This window comes from Rhodococcus sp. 05-2254-6 (genome assembly GCF_002258565.1).
GTDB lineage: Bacteria > Actinomycetota > Actinomycetes > Mycobacteriales > Mycobacteriaceae > Rhodococcoides.
Window position 1 is genome coordinate 31,756 of record NZ_NOZF01000108.1, and the last position, 22,587, is coordinate 54,342.

Sequence of the window (22,587 nt, forward strand, 5' to 3'; positions counted from 1 at the left end):
GTAGGCATACCGACAGTAAGGAAGATCAGCCGTGCCCCCGCCCAAGAGAACGACCCGTCCGGAATTGGACGACGGATTCGTTCTGGACATTCTCAACCTCGGTCGTCGACCCGGGTCTACGAAGGCCATCGAGCGGACGGTTCCGGCTCCTTCCCGAATCGGCCTCGATGCCATTGCCATCGAAGCCGGTGTACCGGTCTCGCTCGATCTGCAGTTGCAGGCGGTCTCGGAGGGCGTTCTCGTCACCGGCTCCGTACGAGCAGCCACGGCCGGAGAGTGCACACGGTGCCTCGACCCGGTCAGTGGCAACGTCGACGTCTACCTGACCGAGTTGTTCGCTTACCCGAACAGCATCACCGAGGAGACCACCGATGCGGACGAGATTCACCGCATCGCCGACGACCTGATAGACCTCGAACCCGTCATCGTCGACGCGGTCGGTCTGGAGCTTCCACTCCACCCCGTCTGCAGTGACGAGTGCGAGGGATTGTGCCCAGAATGCGGCGTTCGCCTGGCGATTGCTGAATCCGGCCACTCTCACGATACAATTGATCCTCGCTGGGCTGGTCTTGCAGCCAAATTTGGCGTGGATCCAGAACCGAGCACAGAACTTGTGAACAACGAAGCCGAGGAGAAGTAAGTGGCTGTCCCGAAGCGCAAAATGTCGCGTTCCAACACGAGGTCGCGTCGTGCACAGTGGAAAACCACTGCGCCCACCCTCGTGACGTGCCCCAACCGCGGTTGTGGCGAGAAGACCTTGCCCCACATCGCGTGCCCCTCGTGCGGCACCTACAAGGGCCGCCAGGTCGTCGCAGCGGTCTGATTTCCGCTTACGTGACACACGAAGTAGTGGATCGGCACAACAGCGGTTCACAGAAGAATAGCTCCACTGCCGTCAGCGGCGGGGACGACCGAGAGTCGCTCCTCGCCGCTATCGGTGTTTCCCTGTCGGAACCGTTGTTGACATTGGCTCTGACGCACCGATCGTTCGCGTACGAACACGGTGGTCTGCCGACCAACGAGCGTCTCGAGTTCCTGGGGGACTCCGTCCTCGGTCTTGCTGTCACCGAGCACCTCTACGCGGTGCACCCCGCGAAGTCCGAAGGTCAGCTGGCCAAGATCAGGGCGAGCGTGGTCAACATGCATGCCCTGGCCGAGGTCGCGCGTGGACTCGGCGACGGCGGCCTGGGTCGCCACCTGCTGTTGGGCAAAGGTGAGGAGCAGACCGGTGGACGCGACAAGCCGAGCATACTTGCCGACGGCATGGAGTCGTTGCTCGGTGCAATTCACCTGCAGCACGGCATCGACGTTGCGCGCACCGTCGTTCTGACGTTGTTCGCAGGCCTCCTCGACCGGGCTCCCAAGCTCGGTGCAGGACTGGACTGGAAGACGAGCCTCCAGGAATTGACCGCCGAACGTGCACTCGGCGTTCCCGCGTACGAAATCTCGTCCACCGGGCCCGATCACGACAAGGAATTCACTGCGACCGTGCTGGTCGGTGGATTCCCCCGCGGCGTCGGTATCGGCCGATCGAAGAAGGAAGCCGAACAGAAGGCTGCCAGTCTGGCGTGGAATGCGTTGTCGGACAACGACACTGCGATTCCGGCCGAGTCGGCCCCAGACCCTTCCTGATGCCGGAACTACCCGAGGTCGAGGTCGTCAGGCTCGGTCTGGAATCTCATGTCGTCGGCAAAACGATGCGGTCGGTGGAAGTATTGCACCCCCGCGCCGTGCGGCGTCACGATCTCGGTGGTCTCGATCTGATCGGCCAGTTGCGCGGTCGACGCATCTCCTCCGCTCGACGGCGCGGAAAATACCTCTGGCTGGTGATGGAACCCGGCGATTTCGCGACCGTCGTGCACCTGGGTATGAGCGGGCAAATGCTGGTGCAGCCGCCGTCCGCCCCGGACGAGAGGCACCTGCGCATTCGTGCTCGACTCGACGACGGCACCGATCTGCGCTTCGTGGATCAGCGCACGTTCGGCGGCTGGGCACTCGCCCCGATCGTCACCGTGGACGGCACCGAGGTACCCGAACCGGTCGCACACATCGCCCGCGACCCGATCGATCCTCTGTTCGACGCCGAATCGGTGGTGAACGTGTTGCGCGGCAAGCACACCGAGATCAAGCGGGCACTGCTCGATCAAACCGTGCTGTCGGGCGTGGGCAACATCTATGCCGACGAGGCGCTGTGGCGTGCGAAGATCCACGGCAATCGAATCGCGGAGACTCTGACACGGCCGGCGCTGCGGCGCCTTCTCACAGCGGTGCACGCGGTGATGGGCGAGGCCTTGGCACAGGGCGGAACCTCGTTCGACGCGCTGTACGTGAACGTCAACGGTCAATCCGGCTACTTCGATCGATCCCTCGACGCCTACGGGCAGGAGGGCCTGCCCTGCTCGCGATGCGGAGCCCCGATCAGACGCGAGAAGTTCATGAACCGCTCGTCGTTCAGCTGCCCCACCTGCCAGCCGCGACCCCGACACGTGCGCGGCTGACAGGGAACAAATTGTTCCGCAGGCTCCACTCCTGTGCGCACGGGTCGTTCCGCAGGCTCCACTCCTGAACCGCCCGCCTAGTATTTCGGTCATGGCAGAACAGAGCACGCCGACCAACCTCTGGGTCGAGCGCACAGGCACACGTCGATACACCGGTCGTAGCTCGCGAGGAGCCGAAGTGCTCATCGGGTCCGAGTCGGTCGAGGGCGTCTTCACCCCCGGCGAGCTGCTCAAAATCGCCCTCGCAGCGTGCACCGGGATGAGCTCGGACCTACCGCTCTCGCGTCGACTGGGAGACGACTACTCCGCCACCGTCGAGGTGTCGGGTGCCGCGGATCGGGAGAACGAGCTGTACCCGGAACTGAACGAGATTCTCCGGGTCGACCTCAGCGAAATGGACCCCGAGGCACAGGAGCGGCTGCTCACCGTCGTCCAGCGCGCCATCGACAAGGTGTGCACGGTAGGCCGGACCCTGAAGGCCGGCACCACCGTCACCCTGGACATCGACGTGGACGCCTGATGAAAGCCAGAGCAGCCGTGGACGTCACGGGTCTGCTCCTCGGCGCGGCGACTGCTCCGGCTCCCGCCGGATCGGGCGCTCTGCGTACCGTCGCTCCGAGCGGTGACCGGGGCACACTCGTTGCCGACGTCGATTCGCCGGGCAGACTGGTCACCGACGGTGACACGCTGTGTTTCACGACCGGAAACAGCGCTGCCGCAAAGCTTTTCGATACGCGAACCGGCACCGGTTTCGATGGAAACGTCCGAAAGTTGGCTCGCGAATGAGCGAAGAACGGCTGACGGCGTGGGTGCACGGGCTCGTTCAGGGCGTCGGGTTCCGGTGGTGGACGCGCTCGCGCGCACTCGAACTCGGACTGGTCGGTCACGCGACCAACCACGCGGACGGACGGGTCCTGGTGATAGCGGAGGGCCCACGTGAGCGTCTTGAGGCACTGCTGGCCTTGCTCCGAGGCGATAAGACGCCGGGCACGGTCACGCTCGTGGTGGAGAGTTGGGACACCGCCCGCGGAGATCTGGAGGGGTTCGTCGAACGCTGATCGTCCGTTGCGTGAGGCTCGGCGCGCTTTCGCGCAGCGTGCCGGTAGAGTACGGACGCTATGTATCTCAAGAGTCTGACGCTGAAGGGCTTCAAGTCCTTTGCTTCGGCGACGACTCTGCGTTTCGAGCCGGGAATCACCTGTGTAGTCGGCCCCAACGGCTCGGGTAAATCCAATGTCGTGGACGCCCTGACCTGGGTGATGGGTGAACAGGGTGCCAAGGCGTTGCGCGGCGGGAAGATGGAAGACGTCATCTTCGCGGGCACCTCGGGGCGCGCCCCGCTGGGCCGCGCAGAGGTCACTCTGACGATCGACAATTCCGACGGCGCACTTCCGATCGATTACTCCGAGGTCTCGATCACTCGGCGAATGTTCCGCGACGGCGCGGGTGAGTACGAGATCAACGGCAGTTCGTGCCGTTTGATGGACGTCCAGGAACTGCTCAGCGACTCCGGTATCGGCCGCGAGATGCATGTGATCGTAGGGCAGGGCCGGCTCGCCGCGATCCTGGAATCGCGGCCCGAGGACCGGCGAGCCTTCATCGAGGAAGCAGCCGGGGTACTCAAGCACCGCAAGCGCAAGGAAAAGGCCGTCCGCAAGCTCGACGCGATGCAGGCCAACCTGGCGCGGTTGACCGACCTGACGACCGAATTGCGCCGCCAACTCAAGCCTCTCGGCAGGCAGGCCGAGGTTGCGCGCCGCGCGCAGACCGTCCAGGCCGACCTACGTGATGCCCGATTGCGACTGGTGGCCGACGATCTGGTGGCCAGGCGCGAGGAATTCGCGAACCAGACCCAGGACGAGGAAGCGGCACGCGAGCAGTACGCGATGGTGCAGGACGCCCTCGAAGCCGGCTCGGTGGCACTCGGCGAACACGAGCAGGCGGTCGCCCGGCTGACCCCCAGTGCCGAAGCGGCCGGGCAGACGTGGTTCCGCCTGTCGGCCCTGGCCGAGCGCGTCAACGCGACGGTGCGCATCGCACACGAACGGGCTCGGCATCTCGACGCCGTTCGATCCACGGGTCGAGGGCAGGACCCGGACGAGCTCGAAGCGCAGGCCGAGCGGGTCGCCGAAGAAGAGATGGAACTCGTCGAAGCAGTCGAGATGGCACGTGAAACCCTCGAGGCGGCACGCGAGCAGCTGGCCGAGCGCGAAGCGGCCGCTGCGGCCGCCGAGCGCGCCCACCTCGCCGCTGTACGCGCGGTGGCCGACCGCCGTGAGGGGTTCGCTCGCCTGTCCGGCCGAGTCGACACCTTCCGAACCAAGGTCGAGTCGATCGACTCGGAGGTGGAGCGCTTGTCGGTGGCCATCGACGAGGCCCGAGAGCGGGGCGAATCGGCTCAGCGTGAGTTCGAGAGTGTGCAGGATCAGATCGGTACCCTCGATGCGAGTGAACTGAGCCTCGACACCAATTACGAACGAGCCGTCGCCGCGCTTCGACATGCCGACGCTCGAGTGACCGAACTGCAGGCCGAAGAACGCATCGCGGGCAAGAAGGTGGCGTCGTTCGAGGCCAGGATCGAAGCGCTCACGATGGGCCTCGAACGCAAGGACGGTGCCGGGTGGCTGGTGGAGAACCAGCAGGACGGTCTGTCGGGTCTGCTGGCCGGCCATCTCACGGTCGAGCCTGGATACGAGGTCGCGGTGGCAGTGGCCATGGGTCCGGCCGCCGATGCCGCACACGCCGAGTCGTTCGACGCCGCGCGGGATGCCGTGCTGGCGCTGCGTGCGGCCGACGGCGGGCGCGCGTCCATCGTGCACGGCAGTGTCGCTGCAGCGCAGTCGTTTTCACGTCCGGAACTGCCGGACGGCGCTCGATGGGTGCTGGACCTGATCGAGTATCCGGACCGGTTGGCCGGAGCCATGGCGGCCCTGCTCGACGGTATGGTCGCCGTCGAATCGCTCGACGCTGCACACCGTCTCGTCTCCGAATCCGGTGATCTGCGTGCGGTCACCAAGGACGGCGACGTCGTCGAGCCAGGCTGGGTCACCGGCGGCTCGGATCGTCGTCCGAGCACCCTTGAGGTGCAGTCGGCGATCGACACGTCCACCGTGGAGTTGGCAGCGGCAGTCCGCCGCGCGGAGGAACTCGACGCAGCGCTGTCGGGAGCGTTGGACGAACAACGGGACCGGCGCGAATCGGCCGAGCAGGCGCTCGCGGCGCTCAACGAATCCGATGCTGCCATGGCAGCGGTGTACGAGCAGTTGGGCCGATTGGGTCAACTGGCGCGTTCGGCGCATGCCGAGTCGGCGCGATTGACGACGCAGCGTAGCTCTGCCGAGGCCAGCCGGGAGGAAGCGATTGCGCGGCTGGCCGAGCTCGAGGAAAGTCTGCGGACGGCCGAGGACGAACAGTCGGGTTTCGCGGGAGACGGCGAGAGCAGTGACGCAGCGACCACGATGGAACGGGAGATGGCGGCAGCGGCACTGACCGAAGTGCGTGCCGTGGAGGTCGAGGCTCGGTTGAACGTACGGACCGCCGAAGAGCGCGCACAGTCCGTGCGCGGTAAGGCGGATTCGCTTCGACGGGCGGCGCGAGCCGAGCGTGAGGCCAGGGCGCGAGCCGAGCGTGAGAGCGCGGCGCGTCGGCATGCGGCCGCAGTGGCGGCGGCGGTCGGAGAATCGGGCGAGGAAGTCGCTGCGCGGTTGGCCACGGTCGTGGCAGCCGCTGCCCGTAGACGAGACGAGCTTTCTGCCGAACGTGCAACGCGCACAATCGAACTCGACAAGGTCAAGGAGCAGGTTCGAGCCCTGCAGGGGCAGCTGGCGTCGATCACCGACGCCGTGCACCGGGACGAGGTGGCCCGCGCCCAGGCCGCGCTGCGGATCGAACAACTCGAGACGACGATTCTCGAGCAACACGGCATCGGCCTCGACGATCTGGTGGCCGAGTACGGGCCCGACGTGGCCCTGCCACCCACCGAACTCGAGATGGCCGAGTACGAGGCAGCCAAGCAGCGGGGCGAGCAGGTGGTGGCACCGGCCCCGATGCCGTTCGACCGCGCCACTCAGGAGCAGCGCGCCAAACGCGCCGAGCGTGACCTCGCGACACTCGGCAAGGTGAACCCGCTCGCTCTCGAAGAGTTCGCCGCCCTCGAAGAGCGCTACAACTTCCTGTCCACCCAGCTCGAAGACGTCAAGTCCGCGCGCAAGGACCTGCTCGGCGTGGTCGCCGACGTCGACGAACGGATTCTGCAGGTCTTCACGGAGGCGTGGCTCGACGTCGAACGAGAATTCACCGGGGTGTTCGCCAAGCTTTTTCCCGGCGGCGAAGGACGACTGATCCTGACCGACCCGTCGGACATGCTCACCACCGGAATCGAGGTCGAGGCCCGCCCACCCGGCAAGAAGGTCAAGCGGCTCTCGCTGCTCTCCGGTGGCGAGAAATCGCTGACCGCGGTGGCCATGCTGGTGGCCATCTTCCGCGCCCGACCGTCACCGTTCTACGTCATGGACGAGGTCGAGGCAGCACTGGACGACACCAACCTGCGTCGACTGATCGGACTGTTCGAGCAGCTCCGCGAGAAGTCGCAGTTGATCGTCATCACGCACCAGAAACCGACGATGGAAGTGGCCGATGCGCTGTACGGCGTCAGCATGCGCGGCGACGGAATCACCACGGTCATCTCGCAGCGGTTGAACCGAGAACGCGTCGCAGTGGACGCAGTACAGCCGGACCCGACCGAGCCGGATGCGGTCGCTGAATCCGACACCGTCTCCTGAGCAGCGTCCTCCGTGGCTACTGCTTCGGGTAGAGCTGTTCGGCGTAGGACGGACCGTAGTATTCCCGCAGTTCCTCCACCGTCTCGGGAGCCTGAGGAATCAACGCTTTCGTCAGCGTCGCGACGTCGGGGATGGCGTCGGCATCCCAGGTCTCGGGCTGCCACAGCTTTGACCGCATGAACGCCTTCGCGCAGTGATGGAATACCTGCTCGATGTCGACGACCAGACACATGATCGGGCGGTGGCCCTTGACCTGCAGTTCGTCGAAGAACGGGGCGTCGGTGACCAAGGAAGCGCGACCGTTGACGCGGAGGGTGTCACCGCGACCGGGGACGAAGAAGTTCAGCCCGACGAACGGGTTCTCGAGAATGTTGCGATAGCCGTCCATCCGGCGGTTGCCCGGCCGTTCGGCGAGAGCGATCGTGGCGTCGTCGAGGACGTGCACCAGGCTCCCGGGCGGATCGCCCTTGGGCGAAACGTCGCATCGCCCGCTCGCGTCCGAGGTCCCGATGAGGCAGAACGGTGAGGCAGCGAGCCACTGCACGTCCAGAGGGTGCAGCGTGCGCCGGTCCTTGTTGGCGGCTCGGAAGCTCGGCTCTCCGAACATCTCGGTCAGTTCGGCGGCGTCGCGCACCGTGGTCCACTCCATGACCGTGAATGTTATCGACACGGACTTGCGGGCGGGAAGCGCATTTTCACGGTCGGTGCACCACCGGTGACGAACGGACGCGATCGCCTGAGAGGATGTTCCACGTGAGTAACCAAGCGTGGATCATCGTCGCGGCGATCGCTGCCGTCCTGCTCGTCGTCCTCGTCGTCGGGCTGGTTCTCTCCCGTCGCCGGAGAGTGTCCCTCAAGTCGGACGAGGCAGCGCGAATCGAGGGCGCGGCCACCAAGGACAAATCCGGTGGCTACACCGCGGGTAGCGGCTTCTCGTTCAGTCAGGGAACGGCGACAGCCGAGCCTGTTGCCCCGAAGGCCCCCAGGCCCGAGCCGAAGCCGGTCGTGCCGAAGCCTGCCGAGGCGAAGCCGGTCGAGAACATTCCCGTCGAGTCCACGCCGGTCGAGCGGCCGCCGGTGGTACCCACGCCTGAACCGGTCGAATCGGAGACCGTCTGGATCGAACCGGAGGTGTCCGAGCCGGAGGCCCCGGCAACCGATGCCACCGTCGAAGATCCCGTTGCTCCCGAGCCGTCGGTGGCCGACACCGTTGCTCCCGCGCCTCGCCGCTTGGACACCATCGAACCGACCGAGGGACGACTCGACCGTCTCCGTGGCCGGCTGGCACGATCTCAGTCCGCGGTGGGCAAGAGCCTGCTCGGCCTCCTCGGCGGCGGCGACCTGGACGAGGACTCGTGGGAAGAGGTCGAGGACACCCTCCTGATCGCCGATATCGGTTCGGCCACCACCGCGGAGATCATGCGGACGCTGCGTGAGCAGATGGCGGCGCGCAGTATTCGCACCGAAGCCGACGCCAGGGCTCTGCTGCGCGAGATCCTCGTGGCGCAGCTGCACCCCGAGTTCGATCGTTCGATTCGCGCGTTGCCGCACGACGGCGCGCCCGCGGTGTTGCTGGTGGTGGGGGTCAACGGAACCGGCAAGACCACGACCACGGGCAAACTGGCTCGCGTGCTGGTCGCGGACGGGCGGCGGGTGTTGCTCGGTGCCGCCGACACGTTCCGCGCCGCTGCGGCCGATCAGCTGCAGACCTGGGCCGAGCGAGTGGGTGCCGAGGTGGTTCGCGGCAAGGAGGCCGCGGATCCGGCTGCTGTCGCCTTCGACGCGGTGAGCAAGGGGATCGAGAACGGCGTCGATGTGGTTCTGATCGACACCGCGGGACGATTGCACACCAAATCGGGTCTGATGGACGAACTGAGCAAGGTCAAGCGAGTCGTCGAGAAGCGTGCCCGCGTGGACGACGTTCTGCTCGTTCTCGACGCAACCGTGGGCCAGAACGGACTGACGCAGGCCCGTGTCTTCGCCGAAATCGTGAACATCACGGGAGTCGTGCTGACCAAGCTCGACGGAACCGCGAAGGGTGGCATCGTTTTTCAGGTGCAACGTGAACTCGGAGTGCCCGTCAAGCTCGTCGGTCTCGGCGAGGGTGCCGACGATCTGGCACCGTTCGAGCCGGGTGCCTTCGTCGACGCGTTGCTGGGCTGATCTCGACTCGGGGGCAGTTCCCGAACCGGGGCAAAAGCACAAACGCCAGCACGAAACCTTTTTGCAACAGAATTCGGTCATGCGTTCACATGCCCGAAACACCCGAGTGTCACGGATGAAACTTCGTGAAACCACTCTTCTTGCGTAACGGCGCGCCAACCGGTGTGCAGGAGAATGGAGGGTGTACGTGAGTCCCGAGGATATGTTGGCCAACTCCGGCAACGCCGCGTGGATGCTGATGGCAGCATCGCTGGTACTGCTGATGACGCCGGGCTTGGCGTTCTTCTACGGCGGTATGTCGCAGTCGAAGTCCGTGTTGAACATGATGATGATGTCGTTCGGAGCAATGGCCGTCGTCTCGATCATCTACTTCCTGTGGGGATGGTCGATGTCCTACGGAACCCAGGACATCGGCGGTGTCTTCGCCAACCCGTTCGAGTTCTTCGGACTCAAGGATTCGATCACCGATGCCGACGGTAACTACATCGCCGGCGCATGGGGCTACGCCAACATCATCGACGTGGCATTCCAGGTCACCTTCGCCATCATCACGGTGGCACTGATCAGCGGCTCGATCGCCGGCCGTGTCAAGTACGGCACCTGGCTCGCCTTCGCCGGTATCTGGGTCACCCTCGCCTACTTCCCGCTGGCTCACATGGTCTGGGGCGGCGGACTGCTCTCCGGATCCGAGAACGGGCTGGCGGCAATGATCTTCGGAACCACCGACGACGGAGAGGGCGGACTCGTCGCCAGCGTCGCTCCGATCGACTTCGCCGGTGGCACGGTGGTGCACATCAACGCCGGTATCGCCGGCCTGATTCTGGCGATCATCATCGGCAAGCGCGCAGGCTTCGGCAAGGTCGCCTACCGCCCGCACAACCTTCCGTTCGTCATGCTCGGCGCAGCGCTGCTGTGGTTCGGCTGGTTCGGATTCAACGCAGGCTCCGCCTTCGCCGCCGACGGCATCGCCGGCGTGGCCTGGGTCAACACCACCGCCGCCACGGCAGCCGCGATCGTGGGCTGGCTCATCACCGAGCGCATTCGTGACGGTCACGCCACCAGCCTCGGCGCCGCCTCGGGCATCGTCGCAGGTCTGGTCGCCATCACTCCGGCCGCAGGCACGCTCACGCCGGTCGGTGCCATGATCCTCGGCGTCGTCGCCGGTGTGCTCTCCGCACTCGCGGTCGGACTGAAGTTCAAGTTCGGCTACGACGACTCGCTCGACGTCGTGGGCGTTCACCTCGTCGCAGGACTGTGGGGAACGATCGGAATCGGCTTCCTCGCATCCGAGACCGGCCTGTTCTACGGCGGCGACTACAAGCAGCTCGTCGTGCAGATCGTCATCGCACTGTTCGCGCTGGTCTTCACCGCCATCGTCACCGCGGTCATCGCGTTCGCGCTCAAGCCCCTCGGCTGGCGCGTCTCCGACGAGGAGGAGGCGAACGGCATCGACGAAGCCGAGCACGCTGAGACTGCATATGATTTCGCCTGACAAGGTAGAGATAGACGTGAACGCTGCACCGTACGACAACGGGCACTCGAGGTCTTGTGAAGGGAAGCAAAAATGAAGCTGATCACGGCAATCGTCAAACCGTTCACCCTGGAGGACGTCAAGACGGGGCTGGAGCAGGCCGGCGTACTCGGAATGACAGTCAGTGAAGTTCAGGGATACGGCCGCCAGAAGGGCCACACCGAGGTGTACCGAGGTGCGGAGTACTCCGTCGACTTCGTCCCGAAGGTCCGTGTCGAGGTAGTCGTCGACGACGCCGCTGTGGAGAAGGTCGTCGAGGTCATCGTCGAGGCTGCACGCACCGGCAAGATCGGTGACGGCAAGGTCTGGGTTTCCCCGGTCGACTCGGTCATCCGAGTCCGCACCGGAGAACGTGGCGCTGATGCACTCTGACCCCAAAGGGTCTCGGGCCGTGGGCCCCGGTTCTGGCGCGAAAGCGTCAGGATCGGGGCCTTCGGTCTCCATGGGCTCCGCATCGAAGGGCACGAGCGATGCTGCAGCAGATCTCGCTCGGGCCAGAAAACAATTGCTCGACGGCGGAACACGCAATCGTCGACTCGATGCACCCTCGCTCCGGCAGGCTCTGGTCGATCTGCACGAGTTCTGGCTGACCACCAAAGGTGCAGAGCTCGGGATCAAACCGGACTCCGGTTTCGCGATCGTCGCCGTAGGCGGTCTTGCTCGACGCGAACTGCTGCCGTACTCGGATCTGGACCTGATACTGCTGCACGACGATCTCGAACCACGCATCGTCTCCGATGTCGCCGACAAGCTCTGGTACCCGTTGTGGGACGCACACATCAAGCTCGACCACAGCGTGCGAACGGTGCCACAGGCTCTGCAGGTGGCGGCGGCCGACATGACGGCATCTCTCGGCATGCTCGAGGCGCGGCACATCGCCGGCGACGTCGAATTGAGCAACCTCCTCATCGGCGGCGTACGTCGCCAGTGGCGCAACGGTATTCGAGGGCGCTTCGACGAGCTGATCGAGCAGACCCGCGGGCGGTGGTCGCGCAGCGGTGAGATTGCACACCGCGCCGAACCCGATCTCAAGAGCGGCCGCGGAGGGCTGCGTGATGTTCAGTTGCTCGACGCCCTCTCCATCGCGCAGTTGACCGACGGCATGCCCGGGCTCGGGCCCGAATCGCCCGGTGGCGGTTTGGCCTTCGCACACGGACGCCTGTTGGACGTGCGCACCGAACTGCACCGCGTCGCCGGTCGAGCACGGGATCAACTGCGGGCGCAGGACGCCGACGAGATCGGTGCCGCGCTGCGGATCGGAGACCGCTTCGATCTCGCTCGCGTACTGAGCGATTCGGCCCGCACCATCAGCTACTCGGTCGACGTCGGACTGCGCACCGCCGGCAATTCGCTTCCCCGAAAGGGTCTTTCACGCCTTCGTCGAGTTCCGATCCGGCGGCCGCTGGACGAGGGGGTCGTCGAACACGGCGGCGAGGTCGTTCTCGCCCGCGACGCGCGGCCGAACAAGGATCCGGGTCTGATCATGCGTGTCGCTGCGGCGTCGGCGCAGACCGGAATGCCGATGTCGGCCTCGACCCTGAACCGACTGTCCGACAGCGCGCCCGAGCTCCGCGAACCCTGGCCGAAGGAAGCCCTCAACGATCTGCTCGTGTTGCTCGGATCGGGTCGCAAAGCCATCGCGGCCATCGAAGCTCTCGATCGAACCGGACTGTGGGGCAGGCTCATTCCGGAGTGGGGCGCGGTACGCGATCTGCCACCGCGAGATGCCGTGCACACGTGGACAGTCGATCGGCACCTGGTCGAAACTGCAGCCTACGCAAGCGCATTGACCACCCGAGTTGCGCGTCCGGACCTGTTGGTGCTCGGCGCGCTGATCCACGACATCGGCAAGGGACGCGGCGGCGACCACAGCGTCGTCGGTGCAGATCTGGCCATCCAGATCGGCAACAGGCTAGGACTGTGGCCGTCCGACGTGGCACTGCTGACGTCGATGGTGAGATACCACCTGCTGCTGCCGGAGACCGCCACCAGACGCGACCTCGACGACCCTGCAACCGTGCAAACCGTCGTCGACGCCCTCGGTGCCGACACCATCTTGCTCGAGCTGCTCCACGCACTGGCGGAGGCGGATTCGCTCGCCACCGGACCGGGGGTATGGGGTGACTGGAAGGCCTCGCTCATCCGCGAGCTCGTGCGCCGTTGCCGATTGGTGATGGCGGGGGAGAGTCTGCCCTCTCCGGATCCACTCGACCCTGCGCACGTCGAACTCGCAGCGCGGGGAGGCGTCCATGTCGACATCGCGCCGACCGACGGGCTGCACACCTTCGTCGTCACCGTCATCGCCCCCGACACGCCCGGGCTGCTCTCCGACGCCGCAGGAGTCCTCGCGCTGCATTCGCTTCGCGTTCTCTCGGCCTCCCTCGGAAGTCACGAGGGATCGGCGATCAACTCGTTCGACGTCGCGCCGCTCTTCGGATCCCCGCCACAGGCCGGTCTGCTGCGGCAGGAAATCATCCGAGCCCAGGCCGGCGAACTCGACCTCGTCGCCGTGCTCGACGCCAAGGAACGCGACGCCAGAGCCGAAACCGTCGAGGACGATGCCGAGGATTCTGCAGTCCCGGTTCTCTACGCCCAAGCTCCGCCTCGGGTGCTGTGGTTCGACGACAACGAACCCGGGCAGGTGGTGCTCGAGCTACGAGCAGAGGACCGGCTCGGTCTGCTCTGCCGACTGGCCAGTGCGATCGAACAGCAGGGATCGGACATCCGGTGGGCCCGCGTCTCGACCCTGGGTAGCTCGGTGGTCGACTCCTTCTGCATCGACCTTGCGGGAGCCGACAGCAGGGCGGTTCGCGAGGATCTCGAGCGCGCGATCCTCGCGGTGGTACCTGCCCCGGAACCGCCCAAGCCCCCGGAAAAGCCCGAAGGCACCTGACCGCGGGTCGGAATGCGAGAGCAGACCGACTCGCGGTGGTGACTATTCACGAACTTCCGGCCATCGGGCCTTGCGCCGATGCCGATTTGTTACATTCGTCCCAGACGCAGAAACGACACTCTCGACCGTTCGAGCGACCACCACACTGCTCGAACCACGTCGTTCCTGCAGGCTCCACACTGCTCGAACCACGTCGTTCCTGCAGGCTCCACACTGCTCGAACCACGTCGTTCCTGCAGGCTCCACTCCTGATCTTTCGAGAGGCACCAACTGTGGGATCCCACCGACGGTCGACCGTCCACACACCGACCGACATCGCGGCGCGTCCGACGAGCGGCAGACACCGCGCCGTACAGGACACACCCGACCTCGGCCGACGGGCGGCAACCATCGTCGCCGCGACCGGCGCGATCGTCGTCGGCGCGACGACGATGGGTGCCGGTACCGCAGGTGCCGCGCCGATCCCCGAGGCACCCGCAGCAGGACTGCCGTTCGCCGTACCGGAGGGTCTGCTGCCCGCGGGATTCGAGCTGCCCCAGTTCGAGCTCCCGCAGTTCCTTCCCCCACAGTTCGCGCCCCCGCCCGCACCGTCGCAGCCGGCACCGCCCGAGGCCGCGCCTACCGCACCCGCGCCTGCACCGGCACCGGCACCGACCGCCGACCCACTGGCCTCGTTCGGAGTCGCCGATCCCGGTGCTGCCGCCCAGCAATGGCTCGACGACGTCGGCCTGGGGCAGTTGGGTGCGGAGTCTCCTCTCGACAGCCTGCGCTCGCTGAAGAAGGGCACAGTGCAGCCCGTGGCAGGAGTTTTGACGTCCAACTTCGGCTCGCGATGGGGAACCCAGCACAGCGGCCTCGACATCGCGGCACCCATCGGAACGCCCATCTACGCCGCCGCTGACGGCACCGTGTCCGACGCAGGACCGGCATCCGGCTTCGGTCTCTGGGTCAAGGTGCGGCACGACGACGGCACCGAGACGGTCTACGGGCACGTCAACGACTTCTCGGTTCAGCCCGGTCAGCGCGTGGCGGCCGGTGAGCAGATCGCAACCGTGGGCAACCGCGGCCAGTCGACCGGCCCACATCTGCACTTCGAGGTACACGATCCCTCCGGCGTCAAGGTCGACCCCGCGCAGTGGCTCGCGACGCGGGGAGTTGCAGTGACGTGGAACGATTCCGCGCGCCTGGCCTGACTCGACATCGCCACGTTCGACACGACAGTCGAACGCCCCAGAGACGACGCGGCGTGCTGCCGCTAGTGTGGTGACCGTGCCGGATTCGGCTCGTTTTCGGTGATCGGCTAGCTCAGGAGTGCAATCGGTGTTCGAATCCCTTTCCGACAGGTTGACCGGGACTCTCAAGGACCTGCGTGGCAAAGGTCGACTGTCCGACGCGGATATCGACGCCACCGCCCGTGAGATCCGTCTTGCCCTGCTCGAAGCGGACGTGGCACTGCCCGTCGTACGTGAGTTCATCAGCCGAATCAAGGCCCGGGCCAAGGGTGCCGAGGTCTCGGGCGCGCTCAACCCCGCCCAGCAGGTAGTCAAGGTCGTCAACGAGGAACTGGTCGGCATCCTCGGCGGCGAGACTCGCAGGCTCGTGTTCGCCAAGAACCCGCCAACGGTGATCATGCTCGCCGGTCTGCAGGGTTCGGGTAAGACGACGCTGGCGGGCAAGCTCGCGAAATGGCTCAAGGGCCAGGGCCACACCCCACTGCTCGTCGCGTGCGACCTCCAGCGTCCCGGTGCCGTGAGCCAGCTGCAGATCGTGGGCGAGCGCGCCGGTGCCGCCGTCTTCGCGCCGCATCCGGGCACGTCCATCGGTGGCGGCGACAATGCACTCGGAGTCTCGGCCGCGGATCCCGTCGAGGTCGCTCGGGCCGGCATCGCCGAGGCTCGAAGCAAGCAGTACGACGTGGTCATCGTCGACACCGCTGGTCGCCTCGGCATCGACACCGAGCTGATGAGTCAGGCCGCGGGAATTCGTGACGCGGTCCAGCCGGACGAGACACTGTTCGTTCTCGACGCGATGGTCGGCCAGGATGCCGTCAGTACCGCCGAGGCGTTCCGTGACGGCGTCGGCTTCACCGGTGTCGTTCTCACCAAGCTCGACGGCGATGCTCGCGGCGGTGCCGCGCTGAGTGTCCGCGAGGTCACCGGCCAGCCGATCATGTTCGCGTCGACCGGTGAGAAGCTCGAGGACTTCGACGTCTTCCACCCCGATCGCATGGCCAGCCGCATCCTCGGCATGGGCGACGTGCTGAGCCTCATCGAGCAGGCCGAGCAGCACTTCGATGCCGAGCAGGCCGAGGCGACGGCCAACAAGATCGGCTCGGGGCAACTCACGCTCGACGACTTCCTCGAGCAGATGATGGCCGTCCGCAAGATGGGACCCATCGGAAACCTGCTGGGTATGCTGCCCGGTGCCGGGCAGATGAAAGAGCTCGCCAACGTCGACGAGAAACAACTCGACCGCGTGCAAGCGATTATCCGCGGCATGACGCCACAGGAGCGGAACGACCCGAAGATCATCAACGCGTCGCGTCGACTCCGTATCGCGAACGGCTCGGGCGTCAAGGTCTCCGACGTCAATCAGCTCGTCGACCGATTCTTCGAGGCGCGCAAGATGATGTCTGCGATGGCCGGTCGGATGGGAATGCCGGGCGCGCGCAAGCAGGTGCGGAACAACAAGAAGGGCAAGAAGGGCAAGAAGGGTGCACGCGGCCCGACGCAGCCGAAGATCCGCGGTGGATTCCCGGGCATGCCGGGCGGAATGCCTGCCGGAATGCCCGACCTGTCGTCCATGCCCAAGGGCCTCGACCAGTTGCCACCGGGGCTCGAAGGCATCGATCTGTCGCAGCTGAAACTACCCAAGAAGTAAGCGCGCACGTGTCGGCGATGCGGGTGCGGGGCCGCGGACTGCCGGACGGGTCCGAGATCGATCTGTGGATCGAGGGTGGCGTCCTGTCCACGGAGCCGATCGCGGATGCCGATCTCGTTCACGACGGCGGCTGGATTCTGCCCGGTCTGGTGGACGCCCACTGCCATGTCGGAATCGAGTACGGCGGGGGACACACGGACCTGATCGGGTCGATCCGCCAGGCCGAGACCGAGCGAGGCGTCGGCGCGCTGCTGTTGCGCGACGCCGGGTCTCCGGTGGACACGCGCGAGCTGGACGAATACGAGGACCTTCCCCGCATCATCCGAGCGGGCCGTCACATCGCATCAGCGAAGCGCTACATCCCGGGTCTGGCAATCGACATCGAGGACGAATCGCAGCTGCCCGAGGCGGTGGCCCAACAGGCACGATTCGGCGATGGCTGGGTCAAGCTCGTCGGCGACTGGATCGATCGTTCGGTGGGAGATCTCCGACCGCTTTGGAACGACTCGATCCTCGTCGACGCCATCGCCGCTGCCCACGCCGAGGGCGCGCGGGTGACCGCACACGTCTTCGGTGAGGATGCCCTGCCCGGATTGATCGCGGCGGGAATCGATTGCATAGAACACGGCACCGGCCTGACCGACGAGACCGTCGAGATGATGGTCGATCACGGCACCGCACTGGTACCGACGCTGATCAACATCGAGACGTTCCCCGGCATCGCCGACTCCGCCACCCGGTATCCCGTCTACGCCCGGCACATGCGGGCGCTGCACGAACGCGTCGCCGATACCGTCGGACGAGCTCACGACGCAGGCATTCCGATCTACGCAGGCACCGACGCAGGCGGTTCGATCGCGCACGGTCGTATCGCCGACGAGGTCGCCGCACTCGCGGCCGTCGGACTCTCACCGACCGATGCACTCGGTGCCGCCTGCTGGGAGGCCCGGTCGTGGCTGGGTCGACAGGGGCTCGAACACGGCGCGCCCGCCGATCTCGTGGTCTACGCCGAGGATCCGCGAGGCGGACCGGATGTGCTGTCCAACCCGGATCTGGTGATCCTTCGCGGACGAGTGACCGACCGGCGTGGTCGCACGACGAGTGGATCGACGGTCCGGGGGTGACCGACCCGGGTGACGGCGCAGGACGAGCCGATCCCGACCGCCCCAGCTGGGCCGGTCTGGCTCCGATGAATCACGTTCATCAGCAAGGATCGGGACTGTCCGAAACCTACTGGCGCGCCGAGCAGGCCGCGCTCGAACGCAGACGCGGCCAACGGTGGGGACTGCCGGCCGCGGCACTGGTGCTGGGGCTCAATCTGGCCGGATTCCTGGTGCTCGGCCTCGTCGTGACGTCGGACGCCTCGGCCGTCTTCGTGGTGGGCATCATGATCCCGAGCCTGCTCGCGACGGGAGTGGCGGTGGCCATCTCGAAGTCGCGGGGCAACGGCCCCGTCGTCGACTTCGGCCTCCCCAGATCCATCCCCGAATTTCTCGGGCACCTCCGATCCGGGTTGGCGTGGGGTGGCGTCGCCGTGGTCGGCGGCATAGTGCTGGCTCTGATTCTGTTGTCCCGTATCGAAGTCGGCGACCCGACGCCCCTCGGCGCGGTCACGGATACGGCCGTCGGCTTGAAAATCGTTCTGGCCCTGTGGATTTGGCTCGGTGCACCGATCTGCGAGGAAACGATGTTCCGCGGCATGCTGTGGGGAGCGCTCGAGAAACGCACCCGCCCGATGCCGATGGCCTGGTTGGGCAACCGATGGGTGGTCCTGGCGATCACCGCGGTGTTGTTCGCGGTGTGGCACCGAGAGTGGTGGCGCCTGGTGGTGCTGTTGTGGGGAGGATTCGCAATCGGCATCGCTCGAATGCGTTCCGGTTCGATCGTCGCGTCGATCACGGCACACTCGTTGAACAACACCCTTCCTGCCCTGGTGGTCCTGCTCGCCTGACGGGAGTGGTTCTGCGGGCCCGATTCACCGATAGTGCGACCCGTCTGGCACAATGAACAGCTGTTCGCCCGTCATCCGGTTACGTACCGAGCGGCGGTCACAACACCCTTCAACGCAAAACCGGGTTCGCATGCCGTGCGGACCGCTGAATTGCGCCGTGACCAACTTTCGAAAGGCTCCACCAGAACATGGCTGTCAAGATCAAGCTCATGCGTATCGGCAAGATCCGCACCCCGCACTACCGCGTCGTCATCTCCGATGCCCGCACCCGTCGTAACGGCCGTGCGATCGAGACCATCGGCACGTACGAGCCCAAGCAGGACCCCAGCATCATCGAGATTAACTCCGAGCGGGCGCAGTACTGGCTGAGCGTGGGCGCACAGCCGACCGAGCCGGTCGAGGCTCTGCTCAAGATCACCGGCGACTGGCAGAAGTTCAAGGGCCTCCCCGGTGCCGAGGGAACCCTCCGCCTCGCCGAGCCCAAGCCGTCCAAGCTCGACCTGTTCAACGCCGCACTGGCGCAGGCCGACTCCGAGCCCCAGGGCGAGGCCACCACCGCCAAGAAGAAGAAGGCTCCCAAGGCCGACGACGCCGCTGCGGAGACCACCGACGCTGCAGCAACCGAGACGGCAGACGCGCCGGCCGCCGAGGCTGCTGAGAAGTGAGTGCCGTTGTCGCCGATGCCGTCGAACACCTCGTTCGCGGCATCGTCGCCAATCCCGATGACGTTCGCGTCGAGATGATCACCGGCCGTCGGGGCCGCACCGTGGAGGTCCACGTGCACCCCGACGATCTGGGCAAGGTCATCGGCCGTGGCGGTCGTACCGCTACGGCACTGCGCACTCTCGTCTCGGGAATCGGTGGTCGCGGCATCCGCGTCGACGTGGTCGACACGGACCAGTAGGTCACGTACCCATCATGGAGCTGGTCATCGGCCGTGTCGCGAAGTCGCACGGCATCAAAGGCGAAGTCGTCGTCGAGGTTCGCACCGACAGCCCCGACGACCGCTTCGCCGAAGGAACCGTTCTGTCGGGCCGCAAGCCTCGATCGAACGCCGAGCCAGCCTCGTACACAGTGGACGCCGTCCGGGAACACTCCGGGCGGCTTCTGCTGCGTCTGAACGGTATCGACGACAAGACGGCCGCCGACCAACTCAGGGGCATTCTGTTCGTCGTCGAATCCACCGATCTTCCGCCGTCCGACGACCCGGACGAGTTCTACGACCACGAACTCGAAGGCCTCACGGTGATCCTGACCGACGGCACCGTCGTGGGAACGGTCCGCGAAGTTCTCCACTCCGCAGCGGGGGAGCTGCTCTCCATCACGCCGAATCCGAGTTCCGGCGAAGCAGCACGCGCCGAAATCCTCGTGCCGTTCGTAGCGGCCATCGTGACGACGGTGTCGTTGGCAGACAAGACGATCGAGATCGATCCGCCCGAGGGTCTGCTGGATCCGGAGTAGATCGTGCGCCTCGACGTCGTCACCATCTTTCCCGAGTACCTCACGCCGCTCCGAACCGCGTTGCTGGGCAAAGCAATCGACCGCGGCCTGGTCTCGGTCGAGGTCCACGATCTGCGGTCGTGGACTCATGACGTGCACAAGGCCGTCGACGATTCGCCCTACGGCGGCGGACCGGGAATGGTCATGAAGCCGACCGTCTGGGGAGACGCACTCGACGACGTGCTGACCGACGATTCTCTCCTCGTCGTTCCGACGCCTGCCGGCGTCCCGTTCACCCAGCGGACAGCCGAGCGGTGGTCCTCCGAAAAGCATCTCGTATTCGCCTGCGGCCGATACGAAGGCATCGATCAACGAGTGTTCGACGATGCCGCACGTCGGGTCCGTGTCGAGGAAGTCAGCATCGGCGACTACGTGCTCATCGGCGGCGAAGCGGCTGTTCTCGTCATGGCCGAGGCCGTGGTGCGGCTGATGCCAGGGGTTCTCGGCAATCAGCAGTCGCACCAGGAGGATTCGTTCTCCGACGGTCTGCTCGAGGGGCCGAGTTACACGCGTCCCGCACAGTGGCGTGATCTCGACGTTCCGCAGGTACTGCTCTCGGGTGATCACGCCAAGATCGCTGCGTGGCGCCGACAGCAGTCACTGGACAGGACCGCCGAGCGTCGTCCGGACCTGTTGCAGGACTGACGAATTCAGCTGACGGTGCCGTCGGGGAAGAGCATCGAGACGAATCCGGTGAGAGTGTCCCTGGCATGCAGCGCGCTGGCGTCGTCATTGACGTCGACCACCGCGGTGTCCGGATAGCTTTCCAAGTCGTCGGCGTAGAAGATGTCCTCGCGTGACGACAGAGCCAGAACGTAGCGGTTGTCGACACCGATGGTGCCCGTCGACAGGTGTACCCACCGATCGGACACGCAGCACATCCAGCCCTGTTTCACAGCGTGCACACTCTCGCCGGGCAAACCGTCGACGATCCCGAAGTGCTGCTTGTAGCCGTCCGCGGCAATCGGTGCCGAACGGCGCAGCATTCCGATCACGATGTCCGTGGATGCCGTGGTCAGACCGCCGCTGCCGTTGAGCAACCCCGCGTAGTAACCGACCAGGTCGCTGGGCGTGGTCTCGGTGTTGTACCACTCGTCGTCCCCGGGCGGCGTGGTGCTCGTCAAGCCGTAGCGAGCCGCGACCGTGCGCACGATCTCCGACGAGCCGTAGCGATACCAGAGCGTGTACGCGGCGTTGTCGTCGGACAACTCGAGCATGCTCGTCATGGTGGTCAGGTCGTCGGCAGAGACAGGACGGTTCTCCGACTGTGCTCGGAACAACACCTCGTCGGCGATGAACAGCTTGGATACCGATGCGGTTTCGACCTGGATATCGGCATTGCTGCTGTAATAGGAGCCCGTCTGACGATCCAACAGTGCGAAATCGACGTCGGCACCGCGGGCCTGGGCCGACGCGATCGCCATCGGGATACGAGCTTCGAGGGCTACGCCGTCGACCTTTTTCATGTCGGGAAAGGGCGACGCCGACGTCTCGGCGGTGTCCTTCGAGTCGGAGTCGCCGACCTGGTCGTCGGGAGGAGCCGAGCATCCGGCCAGTATCAGGGAGGCGCAGGCTGCAGCCAGGAACCGAGACCCCCTGACCATCCGCGTATCTCTCCCACACGTTGAACCGCTGACCGACTTGTCCCACAGTAGCGGTAGGGTCCATCGCCGTGACCACTGCTCTGAAATCTGTGAACAAGCGCATAGCCGAAGAACTCGACGTTCGTGAAGAACAGGTTCGTGCCGCCGTGGAACTGCTCGACGGCGGGTCGACGGTCCCGTTCATCGCGCGCTACCGCAAGGAAGTCACCGGCACTCTCGATGACACGCAACTGCGTCAGCTCGATGAGCGACTTCGGTATCTGCGCGAGCTCGACGAGCGCAGAGACGCCGTCATCGAGTCCATCCGCTCGCAGGGCAAGCTCGACGACGCGCTGGAGCAGTCGTTGATGCTGGCCGACACCAAGGCGCGCGTCGAGGACATCTATCTGCCGTTCAAGCCCAAGCGTCGAACCAAGGCTCAGATCGCGCGTGAGGCCGGGCACGAGCCCGTCGCCGACGCTCTGTTCTCCGACCCCACCACCGACCCGGCCCAGTTCGATCAGGAGCAACTCGACGGCGCACGGGCGATTCTCGTCGAGCGCTTCGCCGAGGACGCGGACCTGGTGGGCGAGCTGCGCGAACTGATGTGGACATCCGGCAAGCTCGTCGCGTCGGTTCGTAAGGGCAAGGAGGAGGAGGGTGCCAAGTTCTCCGATTACTTCGAGTTCTCGGAACCGTTCACGAGCCTGCCCTCGCACCGAATCCTCGCCACGCTCAGAGGCGAGAAGGAAGAAATACTTTCCCTCGGTTTCGAGCCCGAGCGCGACGAACCGACCCCCGGGGTGC

At 65.7% G+C, this 22,587-nt stretch carries 23 protein-coding genes; 21 read left to right on the forward strand and 2 right to left on the reverse strand.

The window, feature by feature from the left end; genetic code table 11:
* Window positions 1–31 precede the first annotated feature (31 nt).
* From CH256_RS13060 to smc, 8 genes are all read left to right on the forward strand, one after another.
* Window positions 32–640: a YceD family protein gene (locus CH256_RS13060; RefSeq protein WP_176460482.1), complete on the forward strand. Its 609-nt coding sequence runs from the start codon at window positions 32–34 to the stop codon at window positions 638–640.
* A complete protein-coding gene (gene rpmF, locus CH256_RS13065) occupies window positions 641–823 on the forward strand; it encodes a 50S ribosomal protein L32 (RefSeq protein ID WP_032397784.1) in 183 nt (60 codons plus the stop codon).
* 26 nt (window positions 824–849) lie between these two features.
* Window positions 850–1,632 carry a ribonuclease III gene (rnc, locus tag CH256_RS13070; RefSeq protein WP_068049558.1) on the forward strand — a complete coding sequence of 261 codons (783 nt, stop codon included), beginning with the start codon at window positions 850–852 and terminating at the stop codon, window positions 1,630–1,632.
* The gene (gene mutM, locus CH256_RS13075) at window positions 1,632–2,498 is read left to right on the forward strand and encodes a bifunctional DNA-formamidopyrimidine glycosylase/DNA-(apurinic or apyrimidinic site) lyase (RefSeq protein ID WP_094642220.1); all 867 of its coding nucleotides are present in this window, start codon (window positions 1,632–1,634) and stop codon (window positions 2,496–2,498) included. Before rnc ends, mutM begins: the two co-directional genes overlap by 1 nt.
* A gap of 91 nt (window positions 2,499–2,589) precedes the next feature.
* Window positions 2,590–3,018, forward strand: a complete 429-nt coding sequence (locus CH256_RS13080; protein ID WP_094642218.1) for an OsmC family protein — start codon at window positions 2,590–2,592, stop codon at window positions 3,016–3,018.
* Window positions 3,018–3,284 (forward strand): hypothetical protein, encoded by a 267-nt coding sequence (locus CH256_RS13085; protein ID WP_094642216.1) that lies wholly within the window; start codon window positions 3,018–3,020, stop codon window positions 3,282–3,284. The genes CH256_RS13080 and CH256_RS13085 overlap by 1 nt, the downstream gene beginning before the upstream one ends.
* Complete coding sequence (locus CH256_RS13090; RefSeq protein WP_068049568.1) at window positions 3,281–3,556, forward strand: acylphosphatase; 276 nt, start codon at window positions 3,281–3,283, stop codon at window positions 3,554–3,556. The genes CH256_RS13085 and CH256_RS13090 overlap by 4 nt, the downstream gene beginning before the upstream one ends.
* Before the next feature lie 60 nt (window positions 3,557–3,616).
* Complete coding sequence (smc, locus tag CH256_RS13095; protein ID WP_094642214.1) at window positions 3,617–7,279, forward strand: chromosome segregation protein SMC; 3,663 nt, start codon at window positions 3,617–3,619, stop codon at window positions 7,277–7,279.
* Window positions 7,280–7,295: 16 nt separating this feature from the next.
* Here smc and CH256_RS13100 read toward each other — a convergent pair whose 3' ends face one another.
* Complete coding sequence (locus tag CH256_RS13100) at window positions 7,296–7,928, reverse strand: pyridoxamine 5'-phosphate oxidase family protein (RefSeq protein WP_068049570.1); 633 nt, start codon at window positions 7,926–7,928, stop codon at window positions 7,296–7,298.
* Between the two features lie 104 nt (window positions 7,929–8,032).
* Between CH256_RS13100 and ftsY the strand changes: the two genes are divergently transcribed.
* The 12 genes from ftsY to trmD all read left to right on the forward strand — a co-directional run bounded on the left by ftsY (window position 8,033) and on the right by trmD (window position 20,842).
* The gene (gene ftsY, locus CH256_RS13105; protein WP_068049579.1) at window positions 8,033–9,442 is read left to right on the forward strand and encodes a signal recognition particle-docking protein FtsY; all 1,410 of its coding nucleotides are present in this window, start codon (window positions 8,033–8,035) and stop codon (window positions 9,440–9,442) included.
* Window positions 9,443–9,644: 202 nt separating this feature from the next.
* The gene (locus CH256_RS13110; protein WP_176460509.1) at window positions 9,645–10,934 is read left to right on the forward strand and encodes an ammonium transporter; all 1,290 of its coding nucleotides are present in this window, start codon (window positions 9,645–9,647) and stop codon (window positions 10,932–10,934) included.
* A gap of 72 nt (window positions 10,935–11,006) precedes the next feature.
* Window positions 11,007–11,345: a P-II family nitrogen regulator gene (locus CH256_RS13115; protein ID WP_019664269.1), complete on the forward strand. Its 339-nt coding sequence runs from the start codon at window positions 11,007–11,009 to the stop codon at window positions 11,343–11,345.
* Window positions 11,335–13,866, forward strand: a complete 2,532-nt coding sequence (locus CH256_RS13120) for a [protein-PII] uridylyltransferase (RefSeq protein WP_094642435.1) — start codon at window positions 11,335–11,337, stop codon at window positions 13,864–13,866. The genes CH256_RS13115 and CH256_RS13120 overlap by 11 nt, the downstream gene beginning before the upstream one ends.
* A 272-nt stretch (window positions 13,867–14,138) precedes the next feature.
* On the forward strand, window positions 14,139–15,059 hold the full coding sequence (locus tag CH256_RS13125) for a M23 family metallopeptidase (RefSeq protein ID WP_094669803.1): 921 nt from the start codon (window positions 14,139–14,141) through the stop codon (window positions 15,057–15,059).
* A 127-nt stretch (window positions 15,060–15,186) separates the two neighbouring features.
* A complete protein-coding gene (gene ffh / locus CH256_RS13130; RefSeq protein WP_068049621.1) occupies window positions 15,187–16,746 on the forward strand; it encodes a signal recognition particle protein in 1,560 nt (519 codons plus the stop codon).
* Between the two features lie 17 nt (window positions 16,747–16,763).
* Window positions 16,764–17,870, forward strand: a complete 1,107-nt coding sequence (locus tag CH256_RS13135) for an amidohydrolase family protein (protein WP_179272095.1) — start codon at window positions 16,764–16,766, stop codon at window positions 17,868–17,870.
* Entirely contained in the window at window positions 17,867–18,697 is an 831-nt protein-coding gene (locus CH256_RS13140; protein ID WP_068049585.1) for a CPBP family intramembrane glutamic endopeptidase, read from the forward strand. Before CH256_RS13135 ends, CH256_RS13140 begins: the two co-directional genes overlap by 4 nt.
* Window positions 18,698–18,885: 188 nt before the next feature.
* A complete protein-coding gene (gene rpsP / locus CH256_RS13145; RefSeq protein ID WP_037189654.1) occupies window positions 18,886–19,362 on the forward strand; it encodes a 30S ribosomal protein S16 in 477 nt (158 codons plus the stop codon).
* Window positions 19,359–19,601, forward strand: a complete 243-nt coding sequence (locus tag CH256_RS13150; protein ID WP_027496687.1) for an RNA-binding protein — start codon at window positions 19,359–19,361, stop codon at window positions 19,599–19,601. Before rpsP ends, CH256_RS13150 begins: the two co-directional genes overlap by 4 nt.
* A gap of 14 nt (window positions 19,602–19,615) precedes the next feature.
* A complete protein-coding gene (gene rimM / locus CH256_RS13155; RefSeq protein ID WP_094669805.1) occupies window positions 19,616–20,158 on the forward strand; it encodes a ribosome maturation factor RimM in 543 nt (180 codons plus the stop codon).
* Window positions 20,159–20,161: 3 nt separating this feature from the next.
* Window positions 20,162–20,842 (forward strand): tRNA (guanosine(37)-N1)-methyltransferase TrmD, encoded by a 681-nt coding sequence (gene trmD, locus CH256_RS13160; protein ID WP_068049592.1) that lies wholly within the window; start codon window positions 20,162–20,164, stop codon window positions 20,840–20,842.
* A 5-nt stretch (window positions 20,843–20,847) separates the two neighbouring features.
* Here the strand turns inward: trmD and CH256_RS13165 are convergent, their stop codons facing one another.
* Window positions 20,848–21,801: a serine hydrolase gene (locus tag CH256_RS13165; protein ID WP_094669806.1), complete on the reverse strand. Its 954-nt coding sequence runs from the start codon at window positions 21,799–21,801 to the stop codon at window positions 20,848–20,850.
* Window positions 21,802–21,869: 68 nt separating this feature from the next.
* Here CH256_RS13165 and CH256_RS13170 point away from each other — a divergent pair.
* Window positions 21,870–22,587 (forward strand): Tex-like N-terminal domain-containing protein (locus tag CH256_RS13170; RefSeq protein ID WP_306438716.1); only part of this gene is annotated, 718 nt, incomplete at its 3' end.

Bases quoted from the DNA above. Each gene is read 5' to 3' on its own strand.
- mutM (WP_094642220.1), top strand. From the start codon at position 1,632: ATGCCGGAACTACCCGAGGTCGAGGTCGTCAGGCTCGGTCTGGAATCT.
- rimM (WP_094669805.1), top strand. From the start codon at position 19,616: ATGGAGCTGGTCATCGGCCGTGTCGCGAAGTCGCACGGCATCAAAGGC.
- CH256_RS13080 (WP_094642218.1), top strand. From the start codon at position 2,590: ATGGCAGAACAGAGCACGCCGACCAACCTCTGGGTCGAGCGCACAGGC.
- CH256_RS13100 (WP_068049570.1), bottom strand. From the start codon at position 7,928: ATGGAGTGGACCACGGTGCGCGACGCCGCCGAACTGACCGAGATGTTC.
- CH256_RS13085 (WP_094642216.1), top strand. From the start codon at position 3,018: ATGAAAGCCAGAGCAGCCGTGGACGTCACGGGTCTGCTCCTCGGCGCG.
- CH256_RS13090 (WP_068049568.1), top strand. From the start codon at position 3,281: ATGAGCGAAGAACGGCTGACGGCGTGGGTGCACGGGCTCGTTCAGGGC.
- CH256_RS13110 (WP_176460509.1), top strand. From the start codon at position 9,645: ATGTTGGCCAACTCCGGCAACGCCGCGTGGATGCTGATGGCAGCATCG.
- CH256_RS13135 (WP_179272095.1), top strand. From the start codon at position 16,764: ATGCGGGTGCGGGGCCGCGGACTGCCGGACGGGTCCGAGATCGATCTG.
- CH256_RS13120 (WP_094642435.1), top strand. From the start codon at position 11,335: ATGCACTCTGACCCCAAAGGGTCTCGGGCCGTGGGCCCCGGTTCTGGC.
- smc (WP_094642214.1), top strand. From the start codon at position 3,617: ATGTATCTCAAGAGTCTGACGCTGAAGGGCTTCAAGTCCTTTGCTTCG.
- CH256_RS13115 (WP_019664269.1), top strand. From the start codon at position 11,007: ATGAAGCTGATCACGGCAATCGTCAAACCGTTCACCCTGGAGGACGTC.
- CH256_RS13165 (WP_094669806.1), bottom strand. From the start codon at position 21,801: ATGGTCAGGGGGTCTCGGTTCCTGGCTGCAGCCTGCGCCTCCCTGATA.
- rpsP (WP_037189654.1), top strand. From the start codon at position 18,886: ATGGCTGTCAAGATCAAGCTCATGCGTATCGGCAAGATCCGCACCCCG.